Below are 21,811 nucleotides of genomic sequence, written 5' to 3'. Positions count from 1 at the left end.
GTACCTTCAGCCTAGCCCTCGCCGCAACCGTCATGTTCTGGCTATGAATCGAGAACGAGTCCTGACCCCAACAACCGTTGCAATGCCGAGGCGGACATTTCTGTTGGCGAGTAATGATGCTCCAGAGTACATAAAGCGACGCACACGGAAGGGCCATTCATGTCGCCTACGCACCCGAAAAACTTAGGAAACGCAGATATCCTGAAGGAACTGAACCTGTCGCTTCCCCTTCGGAAACTGACCGCCCTCATCGATCAACTGGACGTATCGGCCGACTTTAAGGCCGTCCTCCGCGACTTGGCAAAGGTCACATGGACTGTCGGCTCAACGGTCGTGTCCCTTGGTCGCAAGATCCTGGCTGTCGCGCTGGATATCGCGACGACATTCCCCGGCACCCTGTTCGGCGTTGTTGTCGCATCCATCGTCACTCTGATTGTCGGGACCATACCGCTGATAGGACCGCTGCTTGCTGCCTTTGTCGGTCCGATCATGCTGGCGACGGGTCTGACGATGGGCGCACTGTCCGATTTTCGGTCGTCCGCTTGGTCGACCAAGGTTGCGGCCCTTCAGACACAACTCGCCGCCGTGAAGGCATGAATCTTGGCAACGGTAATCCCTGACGAAATCAGTCGTTTTGAGGGCGTCGGTCGGGTTGTCGCCGAGCCGCTGAAGTTCAAGGCGAAACTCGCCATCGGTGAGGATGCATTTGCGTCGTTGCAGACCGCGCGTCTGGTGGGCGATCTCTGGCAGGTCGGAACCGCGGCAACGGCAGGCGGGCTGGCGGCGAGCTCATCCGCCGTCGCAGGCACATTCTTCGGCGGTGGCTGGCTTGCGGCCCTCGGCTTTGGCGCTGCGGTCACACCCGTCGGATGGGTGGTCGGGGCCGCCGTCGCCAGCGGCGCCGCGTGCTACGGCGTCCTGCGCCTGTTCCGCAGCTACGAGGGCGCGCGCGTCCAAAAGGTGCCGGCCTTCATCAACACGCCCATCGACGTGATCGGGGCGGCGCTGTTCGACCTGATGGCATCGCTGGCCATTCGCGTGGCGCGTGATGCAGAGGAAGTCGACGACGCCGAGCGAGCGGCGATCACCGATTACTTTATCGCGGAATGGGGCCTTGATCCGGTCTACGTCGCCGCGGCCTTGCCCGTCATCGAGCGTAGTGCCGAAGGCCGCAGCGTCGACGAGATTGCCGAGGCCCTGGCCGTCTACAAGCGCGACAACCCCGACTGCAATTTCGAAACGCTGAAGGCCGAGCTTCTGGCCTTTCTTACCGAGATCGCTGCGGCGGATGGCGTCCTTCACGATGCTGAACTCGCCGCCATCGCGCGGACAGACCGGATTTTCCAGAAGGCAGCGGGCGGCTGGACCGAGACGGCCCGTTCGGCGCTGGACTATGTCACTGCGGCCCCTTCTTACCTCTGGTCCACCGTGACGGACGGAGTGTCGGCGCTGTGGGGAAGCGGAAAGGGGGCTTCGCGCAGCCCTGTCTCGTCCGACCGTTCGATCCCTGTCTTGTGGCTCTTGGGAAAGACCGGCGCCGGCAAGTCCTCGCTGGTGCAGGCAGTGACGGGCCAGGGCGCAGTCGAGATCGGAAACGGCTTTGTTCCCTGCACCCGGACGGCGGATGCATTCAACTTTCCGGCGGACGATCCTGTGCTGCGCTTCCTCGACACGCGCGGGCTTGGCGAAGCGGGCTATCGCCCAGATCAGGATCTCGCGTCGAACGGGGACGCATCGCAGATGATACTCGTGCTATCGCGCCTCGACGATCCGGTACAGGGCAATGTCGCGGACGCGCTGGCGAAGGTGGTCCGGAAGAAGCCTGAGCTGCCTGTCGTCGTCCTGCACACCGCGGCAGACAAGGTTGCCGACCCGGCCGAACGCAGACGGATCAGGTCGGCGAACCAGTCACTCTTTGAAAAGGCCGCGAAGCAGGATCTGCCGTGGCTCGATTTGGACCTGTCGATGCCCTCAAAAGCCGACCTTGAGGGGCTGAAACAAGCCATGGCCACGACCCTGCCGTCCGTCGCGATGCTGATGGACCGGCAAAAGGCGAGTGACGCCGAAGAGGCCGCGTTTCTGGCCCACCGCGGGACTGTCCTGCGCTATGCGGGCATGGCGACCGCTTCGGGGGCTGTGCCCGTGGTAGGGGCGGCGACAGCCCCTGCCTTGCAACTCGCCTTGGTCACAGCACTAGCGAACAGTTATGGTCTACCGTGGGACCGCGACCGATTGATCGCCTTCGTCTCGGCGCTCGGGACGGGCGTCGTGGGTGGCGCGCTGATCGGCATTCTTGGACGCAGCCTTGCCGGATTGATCCCGGTTGTGGGCCAGACGGCCGCTCCGGTGCTGACCGCAGGCTACGGCTTTGCCTCGACCTATGCCGTGGGGCGCGCGGCGGCCTACTGGATGTACCACACTAAAGCGGGTCGCACGGTCGATGAGCAGGCGCTGCGGGATCGTTACCTTGCCGCCTTCTCGCAGGCCAAGATCAAGGATGGCGACCATGCAGCAGGTTGAGGTGATCCTGAAGCGCATCGCGCGCAGCCCTGCCCTGCTCACCGCCCTAATCTACGGCCTGCCCTGGTTGGCGCTGATTGTACTCGGCGTACTCTGGCTGGCCGAGCATGACTGGCTGGTGCCCTTCGTCGGCATCACGCTCGGCCTGATTCTCCTGCTCCGGCTTATCCTGCTGCTGCTCCGCAGGACCCGCCAGAGGCAGGCGGTTGCCGCGCCCGTCGATACAGACCATGCTCCGATCGTCGCTGCGAACCTGGAATGGACCGAGCGAGAACTGGCGGTGTTCAACAGTCTGTGCGCGGAAATCGCGCGGGAACCGCGCCCTTGGGACGACTTGCGCAAGCTGGCCTTCAATCTAGTCGAACAGGCGGCACAGCGGCTATCGGCGGGCCAGAAGAGCGCCTTGGACTTCTCGATCCCCGAAGCCCTGTTGCTGGCCGACCGCGTCATGATCCGCCTGCGGCGAAACCTGTATGACATGGTGCCCTTCTCCGACCGGATCAGCCTGAAGACGATCCTCTGGATCTGGGGAAAAAAGGCTTGGGTTCAGCGCGGTGCCACCGTGGCAGGCTGGGCCTGGCGCGCACAGCGCCTGTACACCAACGCGCCGGCCGCCATCATGCAGGAAATCCAGGGGGCCGTGACCAGCGGGGCCGATGGCGGCGAGATGAAAAACTTCAGCGTCGCCATCGTTCAGCAGATCATTTTGGAAGAGGTCGCGCGCGCCGCCGTTGACCTGCACGCCGGCCACCTGCGGTTTACCGACGAGGAACTGCTGAAGATCGAGCTTGGCTCCGCCGATCTTGACAAGCGCATCCTGGCCCAGCCGGACGAACCAATACGCCTGCTTGTAATCGGTCAGGTATCGGCGGGGAAATCCACGGTGATCAATCGGCTTGCGGGAAGCGCCATCGCCGAGACCGACATGGCCCCCACCACGTCAGGCCTGACCCGACACATGCTGGACATCGACGGGATGCCATATTCCGTGATCGACAGCCAGGGGATCGACGGCAGTGACGCCGTTGCCGAGGCGCTGCTCGCGCAGGTTCTTGAATGTGACCACCTCCTTTGGATCATCCGCGCCAACCGCCCCGCACGAGCACCGGATGTCGAGTTGCTCCATATGATCGAGGCCGCCTTCGCCACCCGCCCGCTGAGGCGGGTGCCGCCCATAACCATCGTCGCGAACGCGGTGGACCAACTGCTTCCGGACTGGCCCTACCCCGAACATCTCCTGCCAACAGAGGCCCAGAAGACCATCGCTGCCGCCAGCACCGCAATCTGCGCCGACCTGTCCTGCCGCGAGGCGATCCCCGTGGTTTCCGAAGGGCACTTCTGGAACCTCGACCAAATGACCGCCACGATCGCACACAGCGCATCAGACGCCTTAGCTACGCAGCGCAACCGCCGACGCATAACGGGAGCCGACTCGGGCAGTTCCCTGTCGCAGGAGTTGTCGCGAGGCGCATCCGGGATCTGGGAAGCCGGACGCCTAGCCGCCGGGAAACTCTTCGGGCGGTGAAGTGGTCTTCACTCCGCTATATGTGAAATTTCTTGGCCCCGGCGGCTAGCGACAGGAGTGGGACTTCGCATAGGCAGGTTAACGGGCTTGGGTGAGGTGCTCGGCGTCCGCTTCGGATGCTCGCGATGATATCTGTCTAACAATCGGTTGGCATTGGTTACAAACCCGGTCCGGATGCCTGTACCGAAATCACCGAACCCTAAAGCGAGGTCTGATCTTAGCAATTGACGCAGCCTTAGCCGCAACACACAAATAGGTTAAACCTAGCCAGCTTTTCGGCGATTAATCCCACAGTGATGACTGCCGGAGGAACGATGGCGACCCCAAAAACGAGAGCCGGTCAGTGCCCCAAAGCCCGTGTCTCCGTCGCGAAGGTGCCGCGTCGCAGTTTCATGGCGGGTGCATTGGTCACCGCTGCGGCAGGCGTCCTTGGCATGCCACGATTTGCCCATGCACAAACTGCGACGCAGACCGTGTTCACCAACGCCGCCCTGTTTGACGGGCTAGGATTGACGGTCCGGCAGGGGATGAACGTTTTGGTCGAAGGAGAGCGGGTCGCCGCGATTGTCGAAGGCACGATGACCGCGCCCGACGGCGCTACGGTAATCGATTGCGCCGGGCGCACCCTGATGCCGGGCATGATCGACAACCACGTGCATCTGTTCATGACCGGGTCCAGTCAGGCTGCGATGATGGATCCCTCTCAGACCTTCGAAAGCTTGAACGCTATAGCCGCCGAAGAGGCCCGGCTGATGGTGCTGCGCGGGTTCACTTCGGTGCGAGACGTGGGCGGCCCAGTGTTCGCCTTGAAGCGGGCGATCGACAGCGGTGAGGCCGTTGGTCCGCGCATCTATCCCAGTGGCGCGATGATCTCTCAAACCTCGGGGCATGGCGATTTCCGCACGCTGAACGAACGCTCGCGCAGGTTTGGCGGCACCACCTCGGTCGGGGAATTGATGGGCGTTGCGTTCATCGCCGATGGCCGCGACGAGGTGCTGACGGCAGTGCGCGAAAACCTGCGTGCCGGGGCGACGCAAATCAAGCTGATGGCGGGCGGCGGGGCGGCCTCGGCCTATGACCCGCTGGATGTGGCACAGTATACTTTCGACGAGCTACTTGCGGCGGTTCAGGCGGCGGACGATTGGGGCACCTATGTCTGCACCCATGCCTACACCACCAAGGCGGTGCGCCGCTGCATCGACGCGGGCGTGAAGTGCATCGAGCATGGGCAATTGCTGGAGGAAGACACCATCAAGATGCTGGCCGACAATGGCATCTTCCTTAGCCTGCAGGTCCTCAGCCCTGCGCCGCCGACGCAGACGCCGGATGTTATAAAGAAGAAGCAGATGGTGATCGACGGCACGGATACCGCCTTTACCTTTGCTCGCAAGCACAACGTCAAGTTGGCCTACGGGTCCGACTACCTATTCAACCCCAAACAGAACCTCTCCCAGGGCGCGGATGCCGTGAAGCTGCTACAGTGGTTTTCGCCCGCCGAAACGCTGCAACTGCTGACCGCCCGGAATGCCGACCTGCTGGCTCTGTGCGGTCCGCGCAATCCCTATGACGGCAAGCTTGGCGTGATCGAAGTGGGTGCCTTCGCTGATGTGCTACTGGTCGACGGAGACCCAGCCGCACAGCTTGACCTGATCGCAGACCCTGTAGCCAACTTCAAAGTCATCATGAAGGGCGGACAGATTTACAAGAACAGCCTGTGAGAGGGCGGAGCCCTCAAGCGGCGTCCTACCCTCCTTCATTGATTTCACTGCAGCTAGCGCGAGTGGCAGGTCAGCTCAGGCCTCGAAGCTGACTTACGGCGGCGCAGCAATGGGTCTGTTGAGCATCAGCCGGCTTCGGCCGACATGCTCGGCCCAAAGCTGCCGGTCGACCCTCTTGGCGCGGGCCTCCGAAGCTGCCAGCCGAGCGCGCCGCAGCGACAGGAGCGAGCAGTCCTAGGCAAGCGAACTAGGTGCGGAGCCTTCAAATTGAGCGACCGGCGCCAATCGGCGTAAGCACTAACCGGGCTCCGGCCTCGGCTCGAAAAAACTATAGCCGGTCAATCGTTCACATATTTGGCGCGCTGTCTTTGCACCCATTTACTTAGGAACAATCACATTGGTGATCGAGGTGAGGACGTGCTTGGGCGTAAACTTGTAGTGTACGCGGCATGTGATTGGATCGAAGATCGCATGGCTAATAGTCGGAAATAGCTCGTCAGGCACTGGGAACTTCGTCCAAGGATTGTGGAACATGGTCACTGTATCGCCCCATCCTTCGTCGTAATCCGAAGAGTCCACATCTGTGACAAAGGGCTCGGAGCTAACTTGATCTTCACCTATCCACATCCCCATGCGCAGCATTTTGACGTTGGCACTTCCGAGGCCCGCGATCTTCCCCATGCGGCCGAAGGTGGTTATCGTTGCTCCATTCGAGAACAGAACGGCGCTAACGTTTTCGGCACCAGGTTGGGAGAAGAAGCGGCTAGGTATCGTCTTCGTTCCGTGCGTGTGTTCCGTGATCACTCTGATCGCCGGTTCAAGTCCGGTTCGGCCTACCACCATTCTGGGAGAGACTCTGTCTCCATCGACCACAACTTCGTCGCGTACCCCGTAGAGATAGTTGACCAGTCCCGCCCTTGACCAAGTCATCGAACCGGGCGTGTCCTCCGTCGCGAGGCCGTGGTAGTCGTGGATCGCCAGCACGAACGGGTGGCCAGTAACGTGGGGCAAGTCCCAGTACTTTGTTTTCCGGCTGAGTTTCTTGAACAGAGGGCTGCCAAACTTGATCGGCATATAGTCTTTAGACAGTTCTGCGATCTCGGCCGCACTGTTTGCTGGAACGTCAAAATCTGGGTTTTGGCCAACGGTTACGGCCTCGACAAAGACACTGAATCCGAATTTCGACAGGCAATAGTCCGGCACAGAGTGAGAGTTATCGATTTCAAAACCAGCCTTGTGAAAAAGGACGTACAAGAAGAGTTCCCATAGCCTTTGATCAAAGCCGGTCGATTGAAATTGCTGAACGTAATTTCCATCGACATCGACAAAGGAATAAGCGATTTCCTGAATGAGATTTCGCGCTGCTTCCCGATGGTCAGAATCTACGAGGGCTTTGAAATATTGATGCCGCTCTTTTTCCGATGCCACCGGCTCAAAAATATGAAAAGTTGGTTCGATCTCGTCGCCTTGCCTATAAATAGTCATACCATCCGCTTCATACGGTTGGATCGCTTTTTTCAGTGCGGCCTCTGCCTCATCCGGAGTTCTGAACCATTCGCTACCAACTTCCAGCACCCTGAAAATTTTGCGCTGGTCTCTGCCCAAGATGATGTAGCCAAAATCTTGGTCAGTGCGGTCAAATACCACCAAGCCAAGATTGGTTAGGTCTGCTGTTTCATAGTGTCGCACCTCTGCGGCAATTAAGTGCATGTATGGCGCCCTGACGTAACAGAGCGCGTCAAATCGCCGTGCTGTGATCCGCTTCATTCATCCCACCGTTATGGAGGCCACAAGTGACAGTTCCCACAGAAACCCTCTGGTGTTGAGGACATCGTCGTTTCGACCGAGTTGGACATCTGAGGCAGCTAAAGATGCGCAACGGACAGTCAGAAAGTCAAATGTCGTCGTGGATTACTTCGCCACATTCAATGTCGGCAATCTGCGCTTTGCATCGTTCCGCATGAGGTCAGCGAACGGCGGCAGTCGTCGGTTTCTGCGGATGCGATGCCGCAGCCTCACAGGCCGCTTCCCGCCCTTAGAGGCGATCGCGGGCCAGTGGGCCTTAGCCCAGGTTCGCCTTGAAGAACGCTACCGTCCGCTCCCAGGCAAGTTCCGCAGCCGCTTCGTCATAGCGTGGCGTGCTGTCGTTGTGAAACCCATGGTTCACACCAGGATAGATATAGGCCTCGTACTGCACGCCGGCCGCCTTTAGCGCGGCCTCATAGGCCGGCCAGCCTTCGTTCACCCGCTCATCCAGCTCGGCATAATGGATCAGAAGTGGAGCCTTGATCTTCGCCACGTCTTCTGGGGCTGGCTGACGACCGTAAAAGGGCACTGCGCCGCCAAGCTCTGGATAGGCCACGGCTGCCGCATTCGCGACCCCGCCGCCGTAACAGAAGCCGGTGATCCCCACCCGACCGGTCGACTCCTCATGCGCCATCAGCCATTCGACCGCAGCAAAGAAATCATTCATCAGTTTGGTGCTGTCGACCTGCGACTGCAGCTCACGCCCCGCCTCGTCATTCCCGGGGTAGCCACCAACGCTGGTCAACCCATCTGGAGCCAGCGCCATGTATCCGACTTTGGCCAGGCGTCGCGCAACGTCCTCGATGTAGGGGTTCAGACCCCGGTTCTCATGCACCACCACCACGGCTGGCAGCTTGCCCTCGGCAGCTGCAGGACGCACCAGATAGCCGCGCACCTCGCCATGGCCATTGGGGCTGGGATACATCACATACTCGCCGACGATATCCGGGTCATTGAAGCTCACTTGTTCCGCCAGCGCATAGTTCGGGCTCATAAGGCCCAGGATCGCGACAGCGGTCAGTCCGCCCACCGCATAGCGCCCGGCACGATCCAGAAACTCCCGCTTGGTGATCTTGCCATGGGCGTAGAAGTCGTAGAGCTCCAGCAATTCAGGGGCAAAGTCCTTCGCCGTCATCCGCGTCATGGGTTGGTTCATCGCACGCTCCTGTCCTTGGCGAGCAAAGCATCGCCCCAAGCGACCGGCCTACCAACACACGTTGGCGTGAGTCCGTAATGGCATCGGTTTCCTTGAGAGCCGCCATCGCGACCGGACATGCGCAGAGTAGCGACGTGGCGGCGCGTTGAAGAATGTTTGCTTCAGAGTGCCAGGCGCACGCCAAACTGAAATTTCGAGTGGCAGATTGCCGCCCTTGGTGACGAAGTCTGAGCTCAAAGTGAAGGTCGTAGTCGGGTTCAATCGGAACTTCGGCGGTACGGCCCATCCTGTGCCAGGCCCGGCCCGGACCTTGCTCTGCGATGCCGCGAAATGGTCAGGCTGCAATCACGTTTTTGCCCTGCATGGTCGCAAACTGTCAGAATCAGGCAACGGTCGAGGCGCCGAAAATAGGTAGGGAACCCGAAATGCTGGCGAAACCAAAGTTCTTCAACTCCCCCTCCAAGGCGCGTGTTGCGGCGTTACAGGCGCTCCACGAGGTTCGAGTGGCCTGCCCCGTGAATGACGTGCTCTCTCGCGCGGACCCTGACGATGGGAAATGGTTCGCAATCATCGTTCTAGATACCGACTCCGTTTCAACCTTGCTGCACGCAAGGAAACGTCTCCCGGACTTTAGGGTTATCGGCGAAATGTTCCCTGAGACAAACGAGAAATCACAAGTGTCGGATGGAGCGCGACGCTTGGGCAAGCTCAGATCGCCCGAACGCATTCGCCATCTCTCATCGTAAACTGAAGCGCCACTCTCGGAAGCGCGCGCCTCTTGGCATTTGGCACCGGCGGCTTGCTTGTCAAACCGCGGGGAGCATAGAAGGGACTGTGTACTCGGCAGCGGGATCGATTGCCCGCGTGTGTCGTGCCTTCTGGCCCCACTGAACTGCACTATGCCCTCAAGTCACCAATGGCAGCTATCCCGGAGTTCTGCGGATGCGATGCTGCCTCTGCATGGGGCAGCTCTCCGCCCTTCACGCTACTGCGTCTCTTGTTGAGTACGCCCCGTAGTAATCGCCCTGGCCCATAAAGTGTCTCCGAAGTGCCCTTCCTTCGCCTCAGACAACGGTCACAAGCGGAGTTGTGAAGTAGCAAATGGTCCCTTTTCGCTGCCTCGAGGACGATCATTAGTGCGTGCGTTCATGGGCAATTATTTGGCCCACCGCTGCCCGGTACCTCGAAAACTTGCAGGGCAGCAGAACAAGCTCCATCTAGGCGTCCCAAAGCCGAAGCTATCCACGCTGTAATCCTAGACTGAACGGTCTCCGGCTGTCCGCCCAAACCACAAATGGCTGGTCGCCATTCTGCTGATGGCGTCGACCGACTGGGTTTGCCGATTGCGCGAAGCATCTGTGCTATAGAAGTACCTTGGTCCGCCGTGGCCGTAGCCGACGGCGCGTTCGATCAGCGTTACACCAAAGCCCTTTCCGTTCTGCCCCTGCGTCAGATGGCTCGGCGGATCAGGTCTAAGAGCAGGATGCCCGCGGCGACCATGGCCAGGGCGGGCGAGGCCATGGTTGCAGCTCCAAGGATGAAGCCGACCGCCAGCCCGGTGTAGAATAGGCGGGCGGCTTCAAGCCTTTCGCGGAGGCGTAGGGACATTGGGCTGTCTCCCTTTGAACAGGATCACATTTGATGCCGCGACAGCGTTCTGCGACCGTATGGGCGGCAGGATCTTGAGCGCCCGCAGCCGCTCTTGACGGCGGCAGGCGTCCATCGCAGTGCATCTGTTGGGACTGTCACAGATGCAAGCAGCCATCAGAACACGATCTCGTCGTCGAGGTCGGAGCGCCAGTTTCCGTTTGGCCCGTTACCGACGCCACCCACCTGGCCGTTCTGCTGGCGTTGGGCTGCGCCATTGGTGCGTGGGCGCGACCAGCCATCATCCTGCTGCCTCTGACTGCTGGCCTGACCGCCGCCCTGCTGATCGCGAGGCTGGGTCTGGCTGACCTTGAGCGACATGTATTTTCGCCCGTCCTTGTTGCCAGCCCATCCAGCGACGCGGTGGTTCGGGACGTGGTCGAGCGGGCCGGAGAAGTCGGGGGCGCGCTCGTTGTCCTTCTTGTCGTTGGGAAAGAGGACGCCGATCTTCTGATACATCACCAGCTGCGGCTCGCCGTCGCGCTTGACCTGCTCCTTGATGATGACGATCCGGCCTTCGGTGCCGTTGATGTTCAGCTTGCCCTGACCAGCGAGGATCTGGTCTTCGTGCGGGCGCCAGAAGACGCCGCTGTTCGTGCTGTCATGTTCGCTCATGGTTGTCTCCTTTGTGAGCGTGGGGGGGTGTTACCAGCCGGCCGGGGTGGTCGTCTGGCGCTTGGCCTGCGGGGTTTCCGGCTTCTCGTCGCCAGCCGGATCCTCGGCGTCAGGCTCGGGCATCGTGCCGGTGTTCTTGCCGTCGAAGATGCCGAGGAAGATCTCTGCGCAGGAGCCGAGCCAGCTGGCCGCCTTGGTGTAGGCGTCGGTCAGCGACTTCTTGGCGGCATCCTCGTCGTGGACCCAGTTGCCCGATTTGCTCATGTAGAGCATGGGCGTGCCGCCGAAGCTGGTGAAGGACCGGCGCACGTCCAGATCGTCGAGGATCCAGAAGTCGATCTCGACCTGGTGCATTTCCTCGCGGATCACTTCATACCGCTTGGTGCCGCCGAGTATCTTCTCGCCGGTGCTGTCAAACTGCACGGTGTCTTCGACGAGGATCTTGTGCGGCTTGCCGTAGCGGGTGGTTTCCTTGGCCACGGTGAAGCCCCAGCGGATCCCGATGGGCCCCAGCTGCTCGGTGAGCTTCTGGATCACATAGGTCGGGTTCGGGCTGTCGCCCTGATAGCTTTTGCCCGTAATCTTCTTGGTGAACTTCTTGTCGACGGGCTTAAGCGCGTTCCAGAGGCGGAGGTTCTGCGCCTCGGGCGCGTCGATCTTTTCCTGCTTTGTCATGGGTTCCTCCTGACAAGGGTGAGCGAAGGGGCGGGTGAGCCGCGCCCCTCACCGAAGGGGGCGCGGTCAACCGAACCGCAGCGGTCAAGCCGCCTTGGCTTTTTCCTCTTTCACGGTGAAGCGGATCGCGCCCTTGGCGTCCCGCTTGAGGGTGATGGCGGGCGAGTAAAGCTCGTTCTCGTCGGGCTTCATCAGCTTCTTCAGCTCGTCCTTGATCTCGTCGTGCCGCTTGGCGGCAGCCTTCGTGGTCAGGAACTCGGGGACCATCGCCTGCACATAGTTGTCGGCAGAAATGTCCCGGCGCTTGAAGCCGTTGATCGGCACCGTGTCGGCCACGGTCGTCGGAACGATCGGGGCGTCGGTGTCGTAGAGCTTCGGCGGGGGAGCCCTGTCCTCGCGCACGTAGCGCCAGAAGTCCTCGCACCGCTGGACGTAGTGATCGAGCCATTCGGGCGAGGATCCGATCCAGAGGCGCTCGGGCTCGTCGTTGCCCACGATCACCGAGAAGAGCAGCCGGTCTACGCCCCAGCAGAACATATGGTGTTGCAGCTGCGGCATGTAGAACTGAGCGGCCTCGCCGGCGTTCTGGAAGCGCCCGGTGTGCTTGACCTCGAGCGGGTAGACCGCGCCCGAGGCGTGACGCACAAGGCCGTCAGGATGCGAGCCGAGAACCGCGCCGCCGCTGGTGGTGGCCGAGGCGAAGTGCTGTTCGCCCGAGGGCGTGTGAAGGCTATGCTCGAAGCCCTGATCGCGCTCGGCGTTCAGCTTGCGGATCGTCCAAGCCGCGTGAAAGGGCTCGACGATCACGCCCATCTGGACGGCGAAATTGTCGGTGAAATCGGGCTTGGGCAAGAAACCCTTTTTCTCGCGCCAGATGCGGTCGTAATCCCCGGCGAGGATCCCGCGCGCATCGGACGAGCCGATATAGGTGAGGCGATCGTTGGTGTCGGCGGTCATGGCTTGGCCTTTCTGTTCGAGCAGGAGTGGCGGAGGGCGGTGATGAGGCGTGCGGGCCAGCCGAGATCGCGCAATCCGTTGGGTGATCTCGGTCGAAGCCGGAGCAGAAGGAGGCGATCGCAGAGAACTCATCGGGGCGAACCGGACAGGTGTCGCGACCTCTTTGCGTCATCCCTGACCAGTGGATCGGCCGGAGCTGGAATGTGCCTGCCGGATGCATATGTGTGTTCATAATGCGTAGGGGCCGGCTGAGTGCAGAGGGACTGCGAACAGTCAGAGTCCATTGCGGATGGCACTGCCTTCCCTATGCAAGAGCTTAGGGCTGTGGGGCATAAATGAGCTCGGTCGCCTGCTCCGACTTGGGGGGCTGATTGGTTTACAGTTGCTCGCTAACCTATTGACGCGACATAGCGGATCGGAAGCTCAAGTTACAAAATTATCGTTTTTTATCAATGTTTTTCCACGGTTTTGGGTACCGTAGGTCGAGAGTTCGAATCCCTCCGCCCCGACCACTTCCTTTCAGATTAAAGCCCCTGCACGCTTGCCCGGTGCCGCCCAAAGGGCCATATCCGTGGGCAAAGGGGCTTTGCCATGACCATCAGCTTCGACAATACGTATGTGCGCGACCTGCCCGGCACCTATCTGCGCCAAGCGCCCGATGTGGCCCCTGCCCCACGGCTTTTGGTGCTGAACCGTGGCTTGATGGCCGATCTGGGGTTGGACCTGACCGAGGCAGAGGCGGCGGCGTGGTTTTCGGGCGCCGCCGTGCCGCCGGGGGCAGAGCCGGTGGCGCTGGCCTATGCCGGGCACCAGTTCGGCGGGTTTTCCCCGCAGCTTGGCGACGGGCGCGCGCATCTTCTGGGCGAGGTCGTGGGGCCGGACGGGCGGCGCTGGGACATCCAGTTGAAAGGCTCGGGCCGTACGCCGTTTTCGCGCGGCGGTGATGGCAAGGCAGCGGTCGGGCCGATGCTGCGGGAATACCTGATTTCCGAAGCGATGCAGGCGCTTGGCGTGCCGACCACCCGGTCACTGGCCGTGGTCGCGACGGGCGAGGATGTGGCGCGCGAGACGTGGTTCCCCGGCGCGGTGCTGGCGCGGGTGGCGGCAAGCCATATCCGCGTCGGGACGTTCCAGTTCTTTTCCGCGCGGGGTGATCAGGCGCAGGTCAAGGCCGTGGCAGACTATGCGATTGCGCGGCATTACCCCGAGATTCTGGGCGAAGCGAACCCATATGTTGCCTTCTTCGATGCCGTGATCGCGCGGCAGGCGCGCTTGATTGCGGACTGGATGGGGCTTGGCTTCATTCACGGGGTGATGAACACGGACAACATGGCGGTATCGGGCGAGACCATCGACTACGGCCCCTGCGCCTTCATGGAAGCCTATGCGCCGGGGACGGTGTTTTCCTCGATCGACCGCACGGGGCGCTATGCCTATGCGAACCAGCCGCTGATCATGGGATGGAATCTGGCGCGGCTGGCCGAGGCGTTGCTGCCTTTGTTCGATGTCGATGGTGACAGGGCGGTGGACCTGGCCAACGGGCGGCTGGAGGGGATTGCCGGGCGATACCGCGAGGCTTGGCTGGCGGTGATGCGGCGCAAGCTGGGGCTTGTCGGGACGGATGCCGGGGATGCGGCGCTGGCCGACGACCTGATGGCGGCGATGGCGGGTGCCGACTGGACGCTGACCTTCCGGCGGCTGGGGGACGAGGCGGCGCTGCGGCCGCTGTTCGACGATTTCACCGCGATGGCGCAGTGGTTGCCACGCTGGCGGGCGCGGGCGGGCGAAGGGGTGGAGGCACGGGTGCGGGCCGCGAACCCGGCGGTCATTCCGCGCAACCATCAGGTGGAGGCAGCACTTGCCGCCGCCACCGAGGGCGACATGGCGCCGTTCGAGGCGCTGCTGGCCGCGGTGCAGGAGCCATTCGTTGAGCGTGAGGCGTTCATGCTGCCCGCGCCGACCGGCTTTGGCCCCTATGTCACCTATTGCGGCACCTGATTGACACCTGATTGACGGGCGCGCCCTGCCCCGGCACTCTGCCGACATGACACGTTCCGACATTCACGACCGGCTGGCCGCCTCGCTTCGTGCGGCGCGCAAGGCGCGCGGGCTGAGCCTGGACGCGGCGGCGAAACTGTCGGGGGTCAGCCGGTCGATGGTCAGCCAGATCGAGCGGGGGGAAAGCAGTCCGACGGTGGCGACGCTGTGGAACCTGACGCAGGCGTTGCAGGTGGATTTCGCGGGGCTGCTTGAGGGGCGTCCCGCGCCGGGGATCGAGATTACCCGGGCAGCGGCGGCCCCGGTGATGGTGCGCGACGGGGTGCGTATCCGCATCCTTTCGGCGCCCGAGGCAGTGGGCGAGCATGAGGTCTATGAGCTGACCTTCCCCCCCGGCGCGCGGCTGGTCTCGGACGCACATGCGCCCGGCGCGCGGGAACATCTGACGGTTCTGGAGGGGCGTCTGTCGGTGCAGTCGGGCGAGGAGTCGGAGGACCTGCGGGTCGGTGATGTGGCGCGCTATCCGGCGGACCGCGCGCATGTGATCGCAGCTGCAGTCGATGCGGCGCGGGCGATCCTGATCGTGCAGGGCGGCTGAACCGGAGCGAGCGGGGGTTTCACACCCCCGCACCCCCGTGGGATATTTGACGAAGGGGAAGGATATTTCCGTTTTGACAGAATTTCATCCGCTATATTGACGGATCGGACGGAATACGAGACAGTCGGGTGAAACGTGGGGAGCTTTGGGATGGCGGATCAAGGGGCGTTTCTGGACCATGTTCGCGGCACGCTGGACCAGATTGCCGCAGACGGGCTGATGAAGCGGGAACGCCTGATCACCGGGCCGCAAGGCGCGCATGTGGCGATGGCCGGGCGGCAGATGCTGAACCTTTGCGCCAACAATTACCTCGGGCTTGCGGATGACCCCCGGCTGATCGCGGCGGCTAAGGCGGCGATGGATGACCACGGGTTCGGCATGGCAAGCGTGCGCTTCATCTGCGGCACGCAAGACCTGCACCGGGCGCTGGAGACGCGGCTGGCGGGGTATTTAGGCCATGACGACGCAATCCTGTTCGCGGCCTGTTTCGATGCCAATGGCGGCCTGTTCGAGCCGCTCTTGGGCCCAGAGGATGCCGTCATTTCCGACAGCCTGAACCATGCCTCGATCATCGACGGCATCCGGCTGTGCAAGGCGCAGCGCTACCGTTACGCCAATTCCGACATGGCCGACCTTGAAGGGCAGTTGCAGGCAGCGCGGGCGGCGGGGGCACGGTTCATCCTGATCGCGACGGATGGTGTGTTCTCGATGGACGGGTATTTCGCGAAGCTGGGGGAAATCCGTGCCTTGGCAGATGCTTACGGAGCGATGGTGATGGTGGACGATTGCCATGCGACCGGGTTCGTCGGGCCAGAGGGGCGCGGCACGCCGGCGCGGGCGGGGGTGAAGGTGGAGATCCTGACCGGTACGCTCGGCAAGGCGCTTGGCGGCGCTTTGGGGGGATATATCGCCGGGCCGCAGCCGGTGATCGACCTTCTGCGCCAGCGCGCGCGGCCATACCTTTTCTCCAACGCGCTGCCGCCGGCGATCGTGGGCGCGGCGCTGGTGGCGCTTGATATCGTCGAGGCGGCGGTTGACCTGCGCGCGCGGCTGGCTGAGAACGCCACCTACTGGCGTGCGGGGCTGGCGGATGCGGGGTTCACGCTGCTGCCGGGGGAACATCCGATCATCCCAGTGATGCTGGGCGAGGCGAAGCTGGCGCAGGCGATGGCCACCGATCTGGCCACGCGCGGCGTACATGTGGCGGGGTTCTTCTTTCCCGTGGTGCCGAAGGGCCAAGCGCGCATCCGCACGCAGATGAATGCGGCGTTGACGGTTGATGATCTTGATTTTGCGTTGGATGCCTTCCGCGCTGCCGGGAAGGCCACAGGGGTGCTGGCATGACGAACGAAATGACCGCCTTGGTGAAAGCCCGCCCCGAGCCGGGGCTGTGGATGGAGACGCGCCCGGTGCCCGAGATCGGGCCGGATGACGTGCTGATCCGGATCAACAAGACCGGGATCTGCGGCACCGATATCCACATCTGGAACTGGGACGAGTGGGCTGCGCGCACTGTGCCGGTGCCCTTGGTCACGGGGCACGAGTTTGCCGGGGTGGTGGTCGAGGTTGGCCGCGACGTGACCGACATCGCCGTGGGCCAGCGTTGTTCCGGCGAGGGGCATCTGATCGGCAAGACCAGCCGGCAAAGCCGGTCGGGCAAGTTCCACCTCGACCCTGAAACGCGCGGGATCGGGGTCAACGAACCGGGCGCCTTTGCGCAGTACCTGCGCCTGCCCGCCTTCAACGTGGTGCCCCTGCCCGATGCGATCGACGACGAGATCGGCGCGATCCTCGACCCCCTTGGCAATGCGGTGCACACGGCGCTGTCGTTCGACCTGATCGGGGAGGACGTGCTGATCACTGGCGCAGGACCGATCGGCATCATGGCCGCCGCTGTGGCGCGGCATGTGGGGGCGCGGCATGTGGTCATTACCGACGTGAACCCAGCGCGGCTGGCCTTGGCCACCGAGGTGGCGGACGTGACGCCGGTGAACGTAGGCCGCGAAGACCTGAAGGATGTGATGCACCAGCTGAAACTGGTGCAGGGCTTCGACGTGGGCATGGAGATGTCGGGCAACCAGCAGGCGCTGGACCAGATGGTCGAGGCGATGGTGATGGGCGGCCGCATCGCGATGCTGGGCATCCCGCCGGGAAAATCCCCGGTCGACTGGAGCCGGATCGTGTTCAAGGCGATCACCATCAAGGGCGTCTATGGCCGTGAAATCTTTGAGACTTGGTACAAGATGATCGCGATGCTGGAAAACGGCCTCGACGTGCGCAAGGTCATCACCCACCGCTTCAAGGTGGCTGACTTCGAGTCCGGCTTCGCGGCGATGCGGTCGGGACAATCGGGCAAGGTGGTGCTGGACTGGACCTGACCGGGCGGCCGGGTGCGGTGCGGTTTACAGGCGCGGGGGGATGGGCGATAAGACGCCTGACCTGCGCGGGGGACGCCGATGCTGCTATTGATCGATAACTACGACAGCTTCACCTACAACCTTGTCCATTATCTGGGCGAGCTTGGCGCGGATGTCATCGTCAAGCGCAACGACGCGCTTGAGGTGCAGGACGTGATCGCGATGCGTCCCGAGGTGATCGTGCTGTCGCCGGGGCCGTGCGACCCTGCTGCAGCCGGAATCTGCCTGCCCTTGACCAAGGCGGCGGCCGCGGCGGAGATTCCGCTTCTGGGCGTGTGTCTCGGGCATCAGACGATTGGCGAGGCGTTTGGCGGCAAGGTCGTGCGCTGCCACGAGATCGTTCATGGCAAGATGGGGATGATGCATCACGCCAGGAAAGGCGTGTTCCGGGGCCTGCCGTCGCCCTTCGCCGCGACCCGGTATCATTCGCTGATCGTTGAGCGGGAAAGCCTGCCGTCAGAGCTTGAGGTGACGGCGTGGCTGGAGGATGGCACGATCATGGGCCTGCGACACAAGCGCCACTTGATCGAGGGCGTGCAGTTCCACCCCGAAAGCATTGCCTCCGAGCATGGGCACCAGCTTTTGCGCAACTTCCTTGACGAAGCGCGCGCCAAGGTGCCCGCATGAGCGATGTGCTGAAGCCTCTGATCGGTATTGCGGCAACCCGGCCCCTGACAAGGGCCGAGGCGGAGGCTGCGTTCACCGCGCTTTTCGAGGGCGAAGGCACGCCGGCGCAGATGGGCGGGTTTCTGATGGCGCTGCGCACGCGGGGCGAGACGGTGGATGAATATGCCGCCGCTGCCACCGTGATGCGGGCGAAATGCAACGCGGTGCGTGCACCTGCGGGGGCGATGGACATTGTCGGCACCGGGGGCGACGGCAAGGGCACCCTGAACATCTCCACCGCCACGGCCTTTGTGGTGGCGGGGGCTGGCGTGGTGGTGGCCAAGCATGGCAATCGGAACTTGTCGTCGAAGTCGGGGGCGGCTGATGCGCTGACCGAGATGGGGCTGAACGTGATGGTAGGCGCCGATGTGGTGGAGCGGTGTCTGGCGGACGCCGGGATCGGCTTCATGATGGCGCCGATGCACCATCCGGCGATCCGGCATGTGATGCCGGTCAGGGCGGAACTTGGCACGCGGACGATCTTCAACATCCTCGGGCCGCTGACCAACCCTGCGGGCGTGAAGCGTCAGCTGACGGGGGCGTTTTCGGATGCGCTGATCCGGCCGATGGCGGAAACGCTGCTGGCTTTGGGGTCGGAACGCGCGTGGCTGGTGCATGGCGGCGACGGGACGGACGAGATCTCCATCTCCGCGCCGACGAAGGTGGCCGCCGTCGAAGGTGGCACGGTGCGTGAGTTCGAGGTCCACCCCGAGGATGCCGGGCTGCCGGTGCATCCGTTTGAAAAGGTGCTCGGCGGCACGCCTGCGGAAAACGCCGTCGCCTTCCGCGCGCTTCTGGATGGCGCGTCAGGGGCTTACCGCGACGCCGTCTTGATGAATTCCGCCGCGGCCCTTGTGGTTGCCGACCGCGCCGCTAGTTTGAAACAAGGTGTGGAAATGGCCCGAAGCGCCATCGACTCGGGCGCCGCGCGCGCCAAGGTCGAAGCCCTGCGCCGCCTGACCAACGCCTGAAAGACCCTGCCGATGAACACCATTCTCGACCGTATCAAGACCTACAAGCTTGAGGAGGTCGCCGCCCGCAAAGCCGCTCGCCCGCTTGCCGATCTGGAAGCTGCCGCCGCCAGCGCCGACCCTCCACGCGGCTTTGCCCGCGCCTTGAAAGAGGCGCAGAAGGTCGGATACGGCCTGATCGCCGAAATCAAGAAAGCCAGCCCCTCCAAGGGCTTGATCCGCGCCGACTTTGACCCGCCGGCGCTGGCGCGGGCCTATGAGGCCGGGGGGGCCACCTGTCTTTCGGTGCTGACCGATGGTCCATCCTTTCAGGGTGCGGACGAATATCTGGTCGCCGCCCACACCGCGACAAAGCTGCCCTGCCTGCGCAAGGATTTCCTCTACGACCCGTGGCAGGTGACGGAATCGCGCGCGTTGAACGCCGATTGCATCCTGATCATCATGGCCTCGCTCAGCGATACGCAGGCGCTGGAACTGGAAGATGCGGCCACAGCACTTGGCATGGACGTACTGATCGAAGTGCATGACGAGGCGGAGCTTGAGCGGGCCGGGCAGTTGAAATCGACGCTGATCGGCATCAACAACCGCAACCTGCATACCTTCGAGGTCACGCTGGAGACCACCCGCCGGCTGGCGCGTCTGGTGCCCGAAGACCGCACCATCGTGGCTGAAAGCGGGCTTTACACGCCCGCCGACCTTGCCGATCTGGCGCAATACGGCGCGCGGTCGTTCCTGATTGGCGAAAGCCTGATGCGTCAGGCCGACGTGACCGAGGCTACCCGCGCCATCCTCGCCCGCCCCCTGACCGCGCAGGGCGGGCTATGACCGGCCTAACACACTTCGACGACACCGGGGCCGCCCACATGGTCGACGTGTCGGGCAAGGCGGTGACCGACCGGGTCGCGGTGGCCGAAGGCGTGGTGCGGATGAGCGCCGAGACATTGGCCCTGATAACCGAAGGCCGCGCCAAGAAGGGCGACGTGCTGGCTGTGGCGCGGCTGGCGGGCATCATGGCGGCCAAGCGCACGGCGGACCTGATCCCCCTTTGCCACCCCCTGCCGGTAACCAAGGTGGCCGTCGATCTGGTGGCCGATCCGGCGCTGCCGGGAGTGCGGATCGAGGCCACGGTCAAGACCTCTGGCCAGACCGGGGTGGAGATGGAGGCGCTGACCGCCGTTTCGGTGGCGGCGCTGACCGTTTACGACATGGTCAAGGCGGTGGAGAAATCCATGACCATCGAGGGCATCCGGCTGGTACTGAAAGATGGTGGCAAATCTGGGCGTTACGAGGCGAACCGGTGATTTCGGTTGAAGAGGCGCTGGCCCGTTGTCTGGCACTGGTGACGCCTTTGCCGCCCGAAACCGTGGCCCTTGCGCGCGCGCATGGCCGCTGGATGTGCGCCCCTTGCGTGGCCCGGCGTCACCAGCCGCCGTTCGCCGCGTCCGCGATGGATGGCTACGCCGTGGCGGGCGATCCGGTGGCTGGTGACAGCTTTGCCGTGGTGGGCGAGGCGGGCGCGGGCCATGCCTTTGGCGGGCGCGTGGCTGCGGGCGAAGCGGTGCGCATCTTCACCGGCGCGCCGGTGCCCGAGGGCGCCACGCGCGTCATCATCCAGGAGGATGTGGTGGTGGATGGCGCCCGCATCACCGTGAAGGAGGGTGCCGACAAGGGTACCCACATCCGACCCTTGGGGCAGGATTTCCACGCCGGTGACAGCCTCTCGCCGCGCCGCCTGCGGCCCAATGACCTCGCACTTCTGGCCGCGATGAATGTGGCCGAAGTGCCGGTGACCCGCCGCCCCGTCGTGGCCCTGATCGCCACCGGGGACGAGCTGGTGATGCCCGGTGAAGACCCGCGCCCCGACCAGATCATCGCCTCGAACAGCTTTGCCCTGAAGGCGATGGTCGAGGCCGAAGGTGGCGAGGCGCGGCTTTTGCCGATCGCGCGGGACACCGAGGCAGAGCTTGCGACCGTGCTGGCGCTGGCTAAAGACGCCGATCTGATCGTGACCATCGGCGGCGCATCGGTCGGCGACCATGATCTGGTGGGCGGCGTGGCGGGGTTGGAGCGCGCGTTCTGGAAGATCGCGATGCGCCCCGGCAAGCCCTTGATTGCGGGCCGGTTGCACGGCGTGCCGATGCTGGGGCTGCCGGGAAACCCGGTGTCGGCCATCGTCTGCGGGCATCTTTTCCTTGTGCCGATGCTGCGTGCGATGCTGGGCGCGGCCCCCGGCCCGTTCCCGCGCCGCGCCATGCTTGGCGCCGATGTCGGCCCGACCGGCCCCCGCACGCATTACATGCGCGCGCGGCTGTCAGAGGGCGACGGGCTGCCTGTCATCACCCCGTTCGACCGGCAGGATTCGGCGCTGCTATCGATTCTGGGTCAGGCCGATGCGCTGCTGATCCGGCCTCTGGGCGATGGTCCCCGACCGCGTGACGAGCCGGTCCTGTATCTGCCGATCTGAGCCGCTTGGGCAAAACTGCTTGACACAAACCGGGAACGCGGGCAGAACATTGCGTTAACACCTGCAAAACGGGGACAG

19 protein-coding genes are annotated in these 21,811 nt (G+C 63.2%); 13 read left to right on the top strand and 6 right to left on the bottom strand.

What is annotated here, in order from left to right:
* The first annotated feature begins 159 nt into the window (after nucleotides 1-159).
* From ACROUL_RS10275 to ACROUL_RS10260, 4 genes are all read left to right on the top strand, one after another.
* Nucleotides 160-597, top strand: a complete 438-nt coding sequence (locus tag ACROUL_RS10275) for a hypothetical protein (RefSeq protein ID WP_431299397.1) — start codon at nucleotides 160-162, stop codon at nucleotides 595-597.
* Between the two features lie 3 nt (nucleotides 598-600).
* Nucleotides 601-2,520: a TerB family tellurite resistance protein gene (locus ACROUL_RS10270; RefSeq protein WP_431299396.1), complete on the top strand. Its 1,920-nt coding sequence runs from the start codon at nucleotides 601-603 to the stop codon at nucleotides 2,518-2,520.
* Nucleotides 2,507-4,045: a GTPase gene (locus ACROUL_RS10265; protein WP_431299395.1), complete on the top strand. Its 1,539-nt coding sequence runs from the start codon at nucleotides 2,507-2,509 to the stop codon at nucleotides 4,043-4,045. The genes ACROUL_RS10270 and ACROUL_RS10265 overlap by 14 nt, the downstream gene beginning before the upstream one ends.
* Nucleotides 4,046-4,359: 314 nt before the next feature.
* Nucleotides 4,360-5,763, top strand: coding sequence for an amidohydrolase family protein (locus ACROUL_RS10260; RefSeq protein WP_431299394.1), 1,404 nt, complete (start codon nucleotides 4,360-4,362; stop codon nucleotides 5,761-5,763).
* A gap of 378 nt (nucleotides 5,764-6,141) precedes the next feature.
* Here ACROUL_RS10260 and ACROUL_RS10255 read toward each other — a convergent pair whose 3' ends face one another.
* The 6 genes from ACROUL_RS10255 to ACROUL_RS10230 form a co-directional block, all read right to left on the bottom strand.
* Nucleotides 6,142-7,530 (bottom strand): hypothetical protein, encoded by a 1,389-nt coding sequence (locus ACROUL_RS10255; protein ID WP_431299393.1) that lies wholly within the window; start codon nucleotides 7,528-7,530, stop codon nucleotides 6,142-6,144.
* 295 nt (nucleotides 7,531-7,825) lie between these two features.
* Complete coding sequence (gene yghX, locus ACROUL_RS10250) at nucleotides 7,826-8,725, bottom strand: YghX family hydrolase (protein WP_431299392.1); 900 nt, start codon at nucleotides 8,723-8,725, stop codon at nucleotides 7,826-7,828.
* Nucleotides 8,726-10,174: 1,449 nt separating this feature from the next.
* A complete protein-coding gene (locus ACROUL_RS10245; protein ID WP_431299391.1) occupies nucleotides 10,175-10,333 on the bottom strand; it encodes a hypothetical protein in 159 nt (52 codons plus the stop codon).
* 156 nt (nucleotides 10,334-10,489) lie between these two features.
* Nucleotides 10,490-10,987: a hypothetical protein gene (locus ACROUL_RS10240; protein ID WP_431299390.1), complete on the bottom strand. Its 498-nt coding sequence runs from the start codon at nucleotides 10,985-10,987 to the stop codon at nucleotides 10,490-10,492.
* Nucleotides 10,988-11,017: 30 nt separating this feature from the next.
* Entirely contained in the window at nucleotides 11,018-11,662 is a 645-nt protein-coding gene (locus tag ACROUL_RS10235) for a hypothetical protein (protein WP_431299389.1), read from the bottom strand.
* An 84-nt stretch (nucleotides 11,663-11,746) separates the two neighbouring features.
* Nucleotides 11,747-12,619, bottom strand: coding sequence for a hypothetical protein (locus ACROUL_RS10230; RefSeq protein ID WP_431299388.1), 873 nt, complete (start codon nucleotides 12,617-12,619; stop codon nucleotides 11,747-11,749).
* Between the two features lie 591 nt (nucleotides 12,620-13,210).
* On the opposite strand from ACROUL_RS10230, the gene ACROUL_RS10225 reads away from it, so the two are divergent.
* The 9 genes from ACROUL_RS10225 (at nucleotide 13,211) to ACROUL_RS10185 (ending at nucleotide 21,733) form a co-directional block, all read left to right on the top strand.
* Nucleotides 13,211-14,617, top strand: a complete 1,407-nt coding sequence (locus ACROUL_RS10225) for a protein adenylyltransferase SelO (protein ID WP_431299387.1) — start codon at nucleotides 13,211-13,213, stop codon at nucleotides 14,615-14,617.
* A 46-nt stretch (nucleotides 14,618-14,663) separates the two neighbouring features.
* Nucleotides 14,664-15,215 carry a helix-turn-helix domain-containing protein gene (locus tag ACROUL_RS10220; RefSeq protein WP_431299386.1) on the top strand — a complete coding sequence of 184 codons (552 nt, stop codon included), beginning with the start codon at nucleotides 14,664-14,666 and terminating at the stop codon, nucleotides 15,213-15,215.
* A gap of 150 nt (nucleotides 15,216-15,365) precedes the next feature.
* Nucleotides 15,366-16,559 carry a glycine C-acetyltransferase gene (locus ACROUL_RS10215; RefSeq protein WP_431299385.1) on the top strand — a complete coding sequence of 398 codons (1,194 nt, stop codon included), beginning with the start codon at nucleotides 15,366-15,368 and terminating at the stop codon, nucleotides 16,557-16,559.
* Between the two features lie 8 nt (nucleotides 16,560-16,567).
* Nucleotides 16,568-17,593: an L-threonine 3-dehydrogenase gene (gene tdh, locus ACROUL_RS10210; RefSeq protein ID WP_431301278.1), complete on the top strand. Its 1,026-nt coding sequence runs from the start codon at nucleotides 16,568-16,570 to the stop codon at nucleotides 17,591-17,593.
* Between the two features lie 78 nt (nucleotides 17,594-17,671).
* On the top strand, nucleotides 17,672-18,259 hold the full coding sequence (locus ACROUL_RS10205; RefSeq protein WP_431299384.1) for an anthranilate synthase component II: 588 nt from the start codon (nucleotides 17,672-17,674) through the stop codon (nucleotides 18,257-18,259).
* Nucleotides 18,256-19,269: an anthranilate phosphoribosyltransferase gene (gene trpD / locus ACROUL_RS10200; RefSeq protein ID WP_431299383.1), complete on the top strand. Its 1,014-nt coding sequence runs from the start codon at nucleotides 18,256-18,258 to the stop codon at nucleotides 19,267-19,269. Before ACROUL_RS10205 ends, trpD begins: the two co-directional genes overlap by 4 nt.
* 12 nt (nucleotides 19,270-19,281) lie before the next feature.
* Nucleotides 19,282-20,094, top strand: coding sequence for an indole-3-glycerol phosphate synthase TrpC (gene trpC / locus ACROUL_RS10195; protein WP_431299382.1), 813 nt, complete (start codon nucleotides 19,282-19,284; stop codon nucleotides 20,092-20,094).
* Nucleotides 20,091-20,570: a cyclic pyranopterin monophosphate synthase MoaC gene (moaC, locus tag ACROUL_RS10190; protein WP_431299381.1), complete on the top strand. Its 480-nt coding sequence runs from the start codon at nucleotides 20,091-20,093 to the stop codon at nucleotides 20,568-20,570. The genes trpC and moaC overlap by 4 nt, the downstream gene beginning before the upstream one ends.
* Nucleotides 20,567-21,733 (top strand): molybdopterin molybdotransferase MoeA, encoded by a 1,167-nt coding sequence (locus ACROUL_RS10185; RefSeq protein WP_431299380.1) that lies wholly within the window; start codon nucleotides 20,567-20,569, stop codon nucleotides 21,731-21,733. Before moaC ends, ACROUL_RS10185 begins: the two co-directional genes overlap by 4 nt.
* Nucleotides 21,734-21,811 lie beyond the last annotated feature (78 nt).

It is taken from the genome of Tabrizicola sp. BL-A-41-H6 (assembly GCF_050632395.1).
Classification (GTDB): domain Bacteria; phylum Pseudomonadota; class Alphaproteobacteria; order Rhodobacterales; family Rhodobacteraceae; genus JAUYQR01.
The sequence above is the reverse complement of the archived record's forward strand: the minus strand, read 5'-3'. Positions and strand labels throughout refer to the sequence as shown.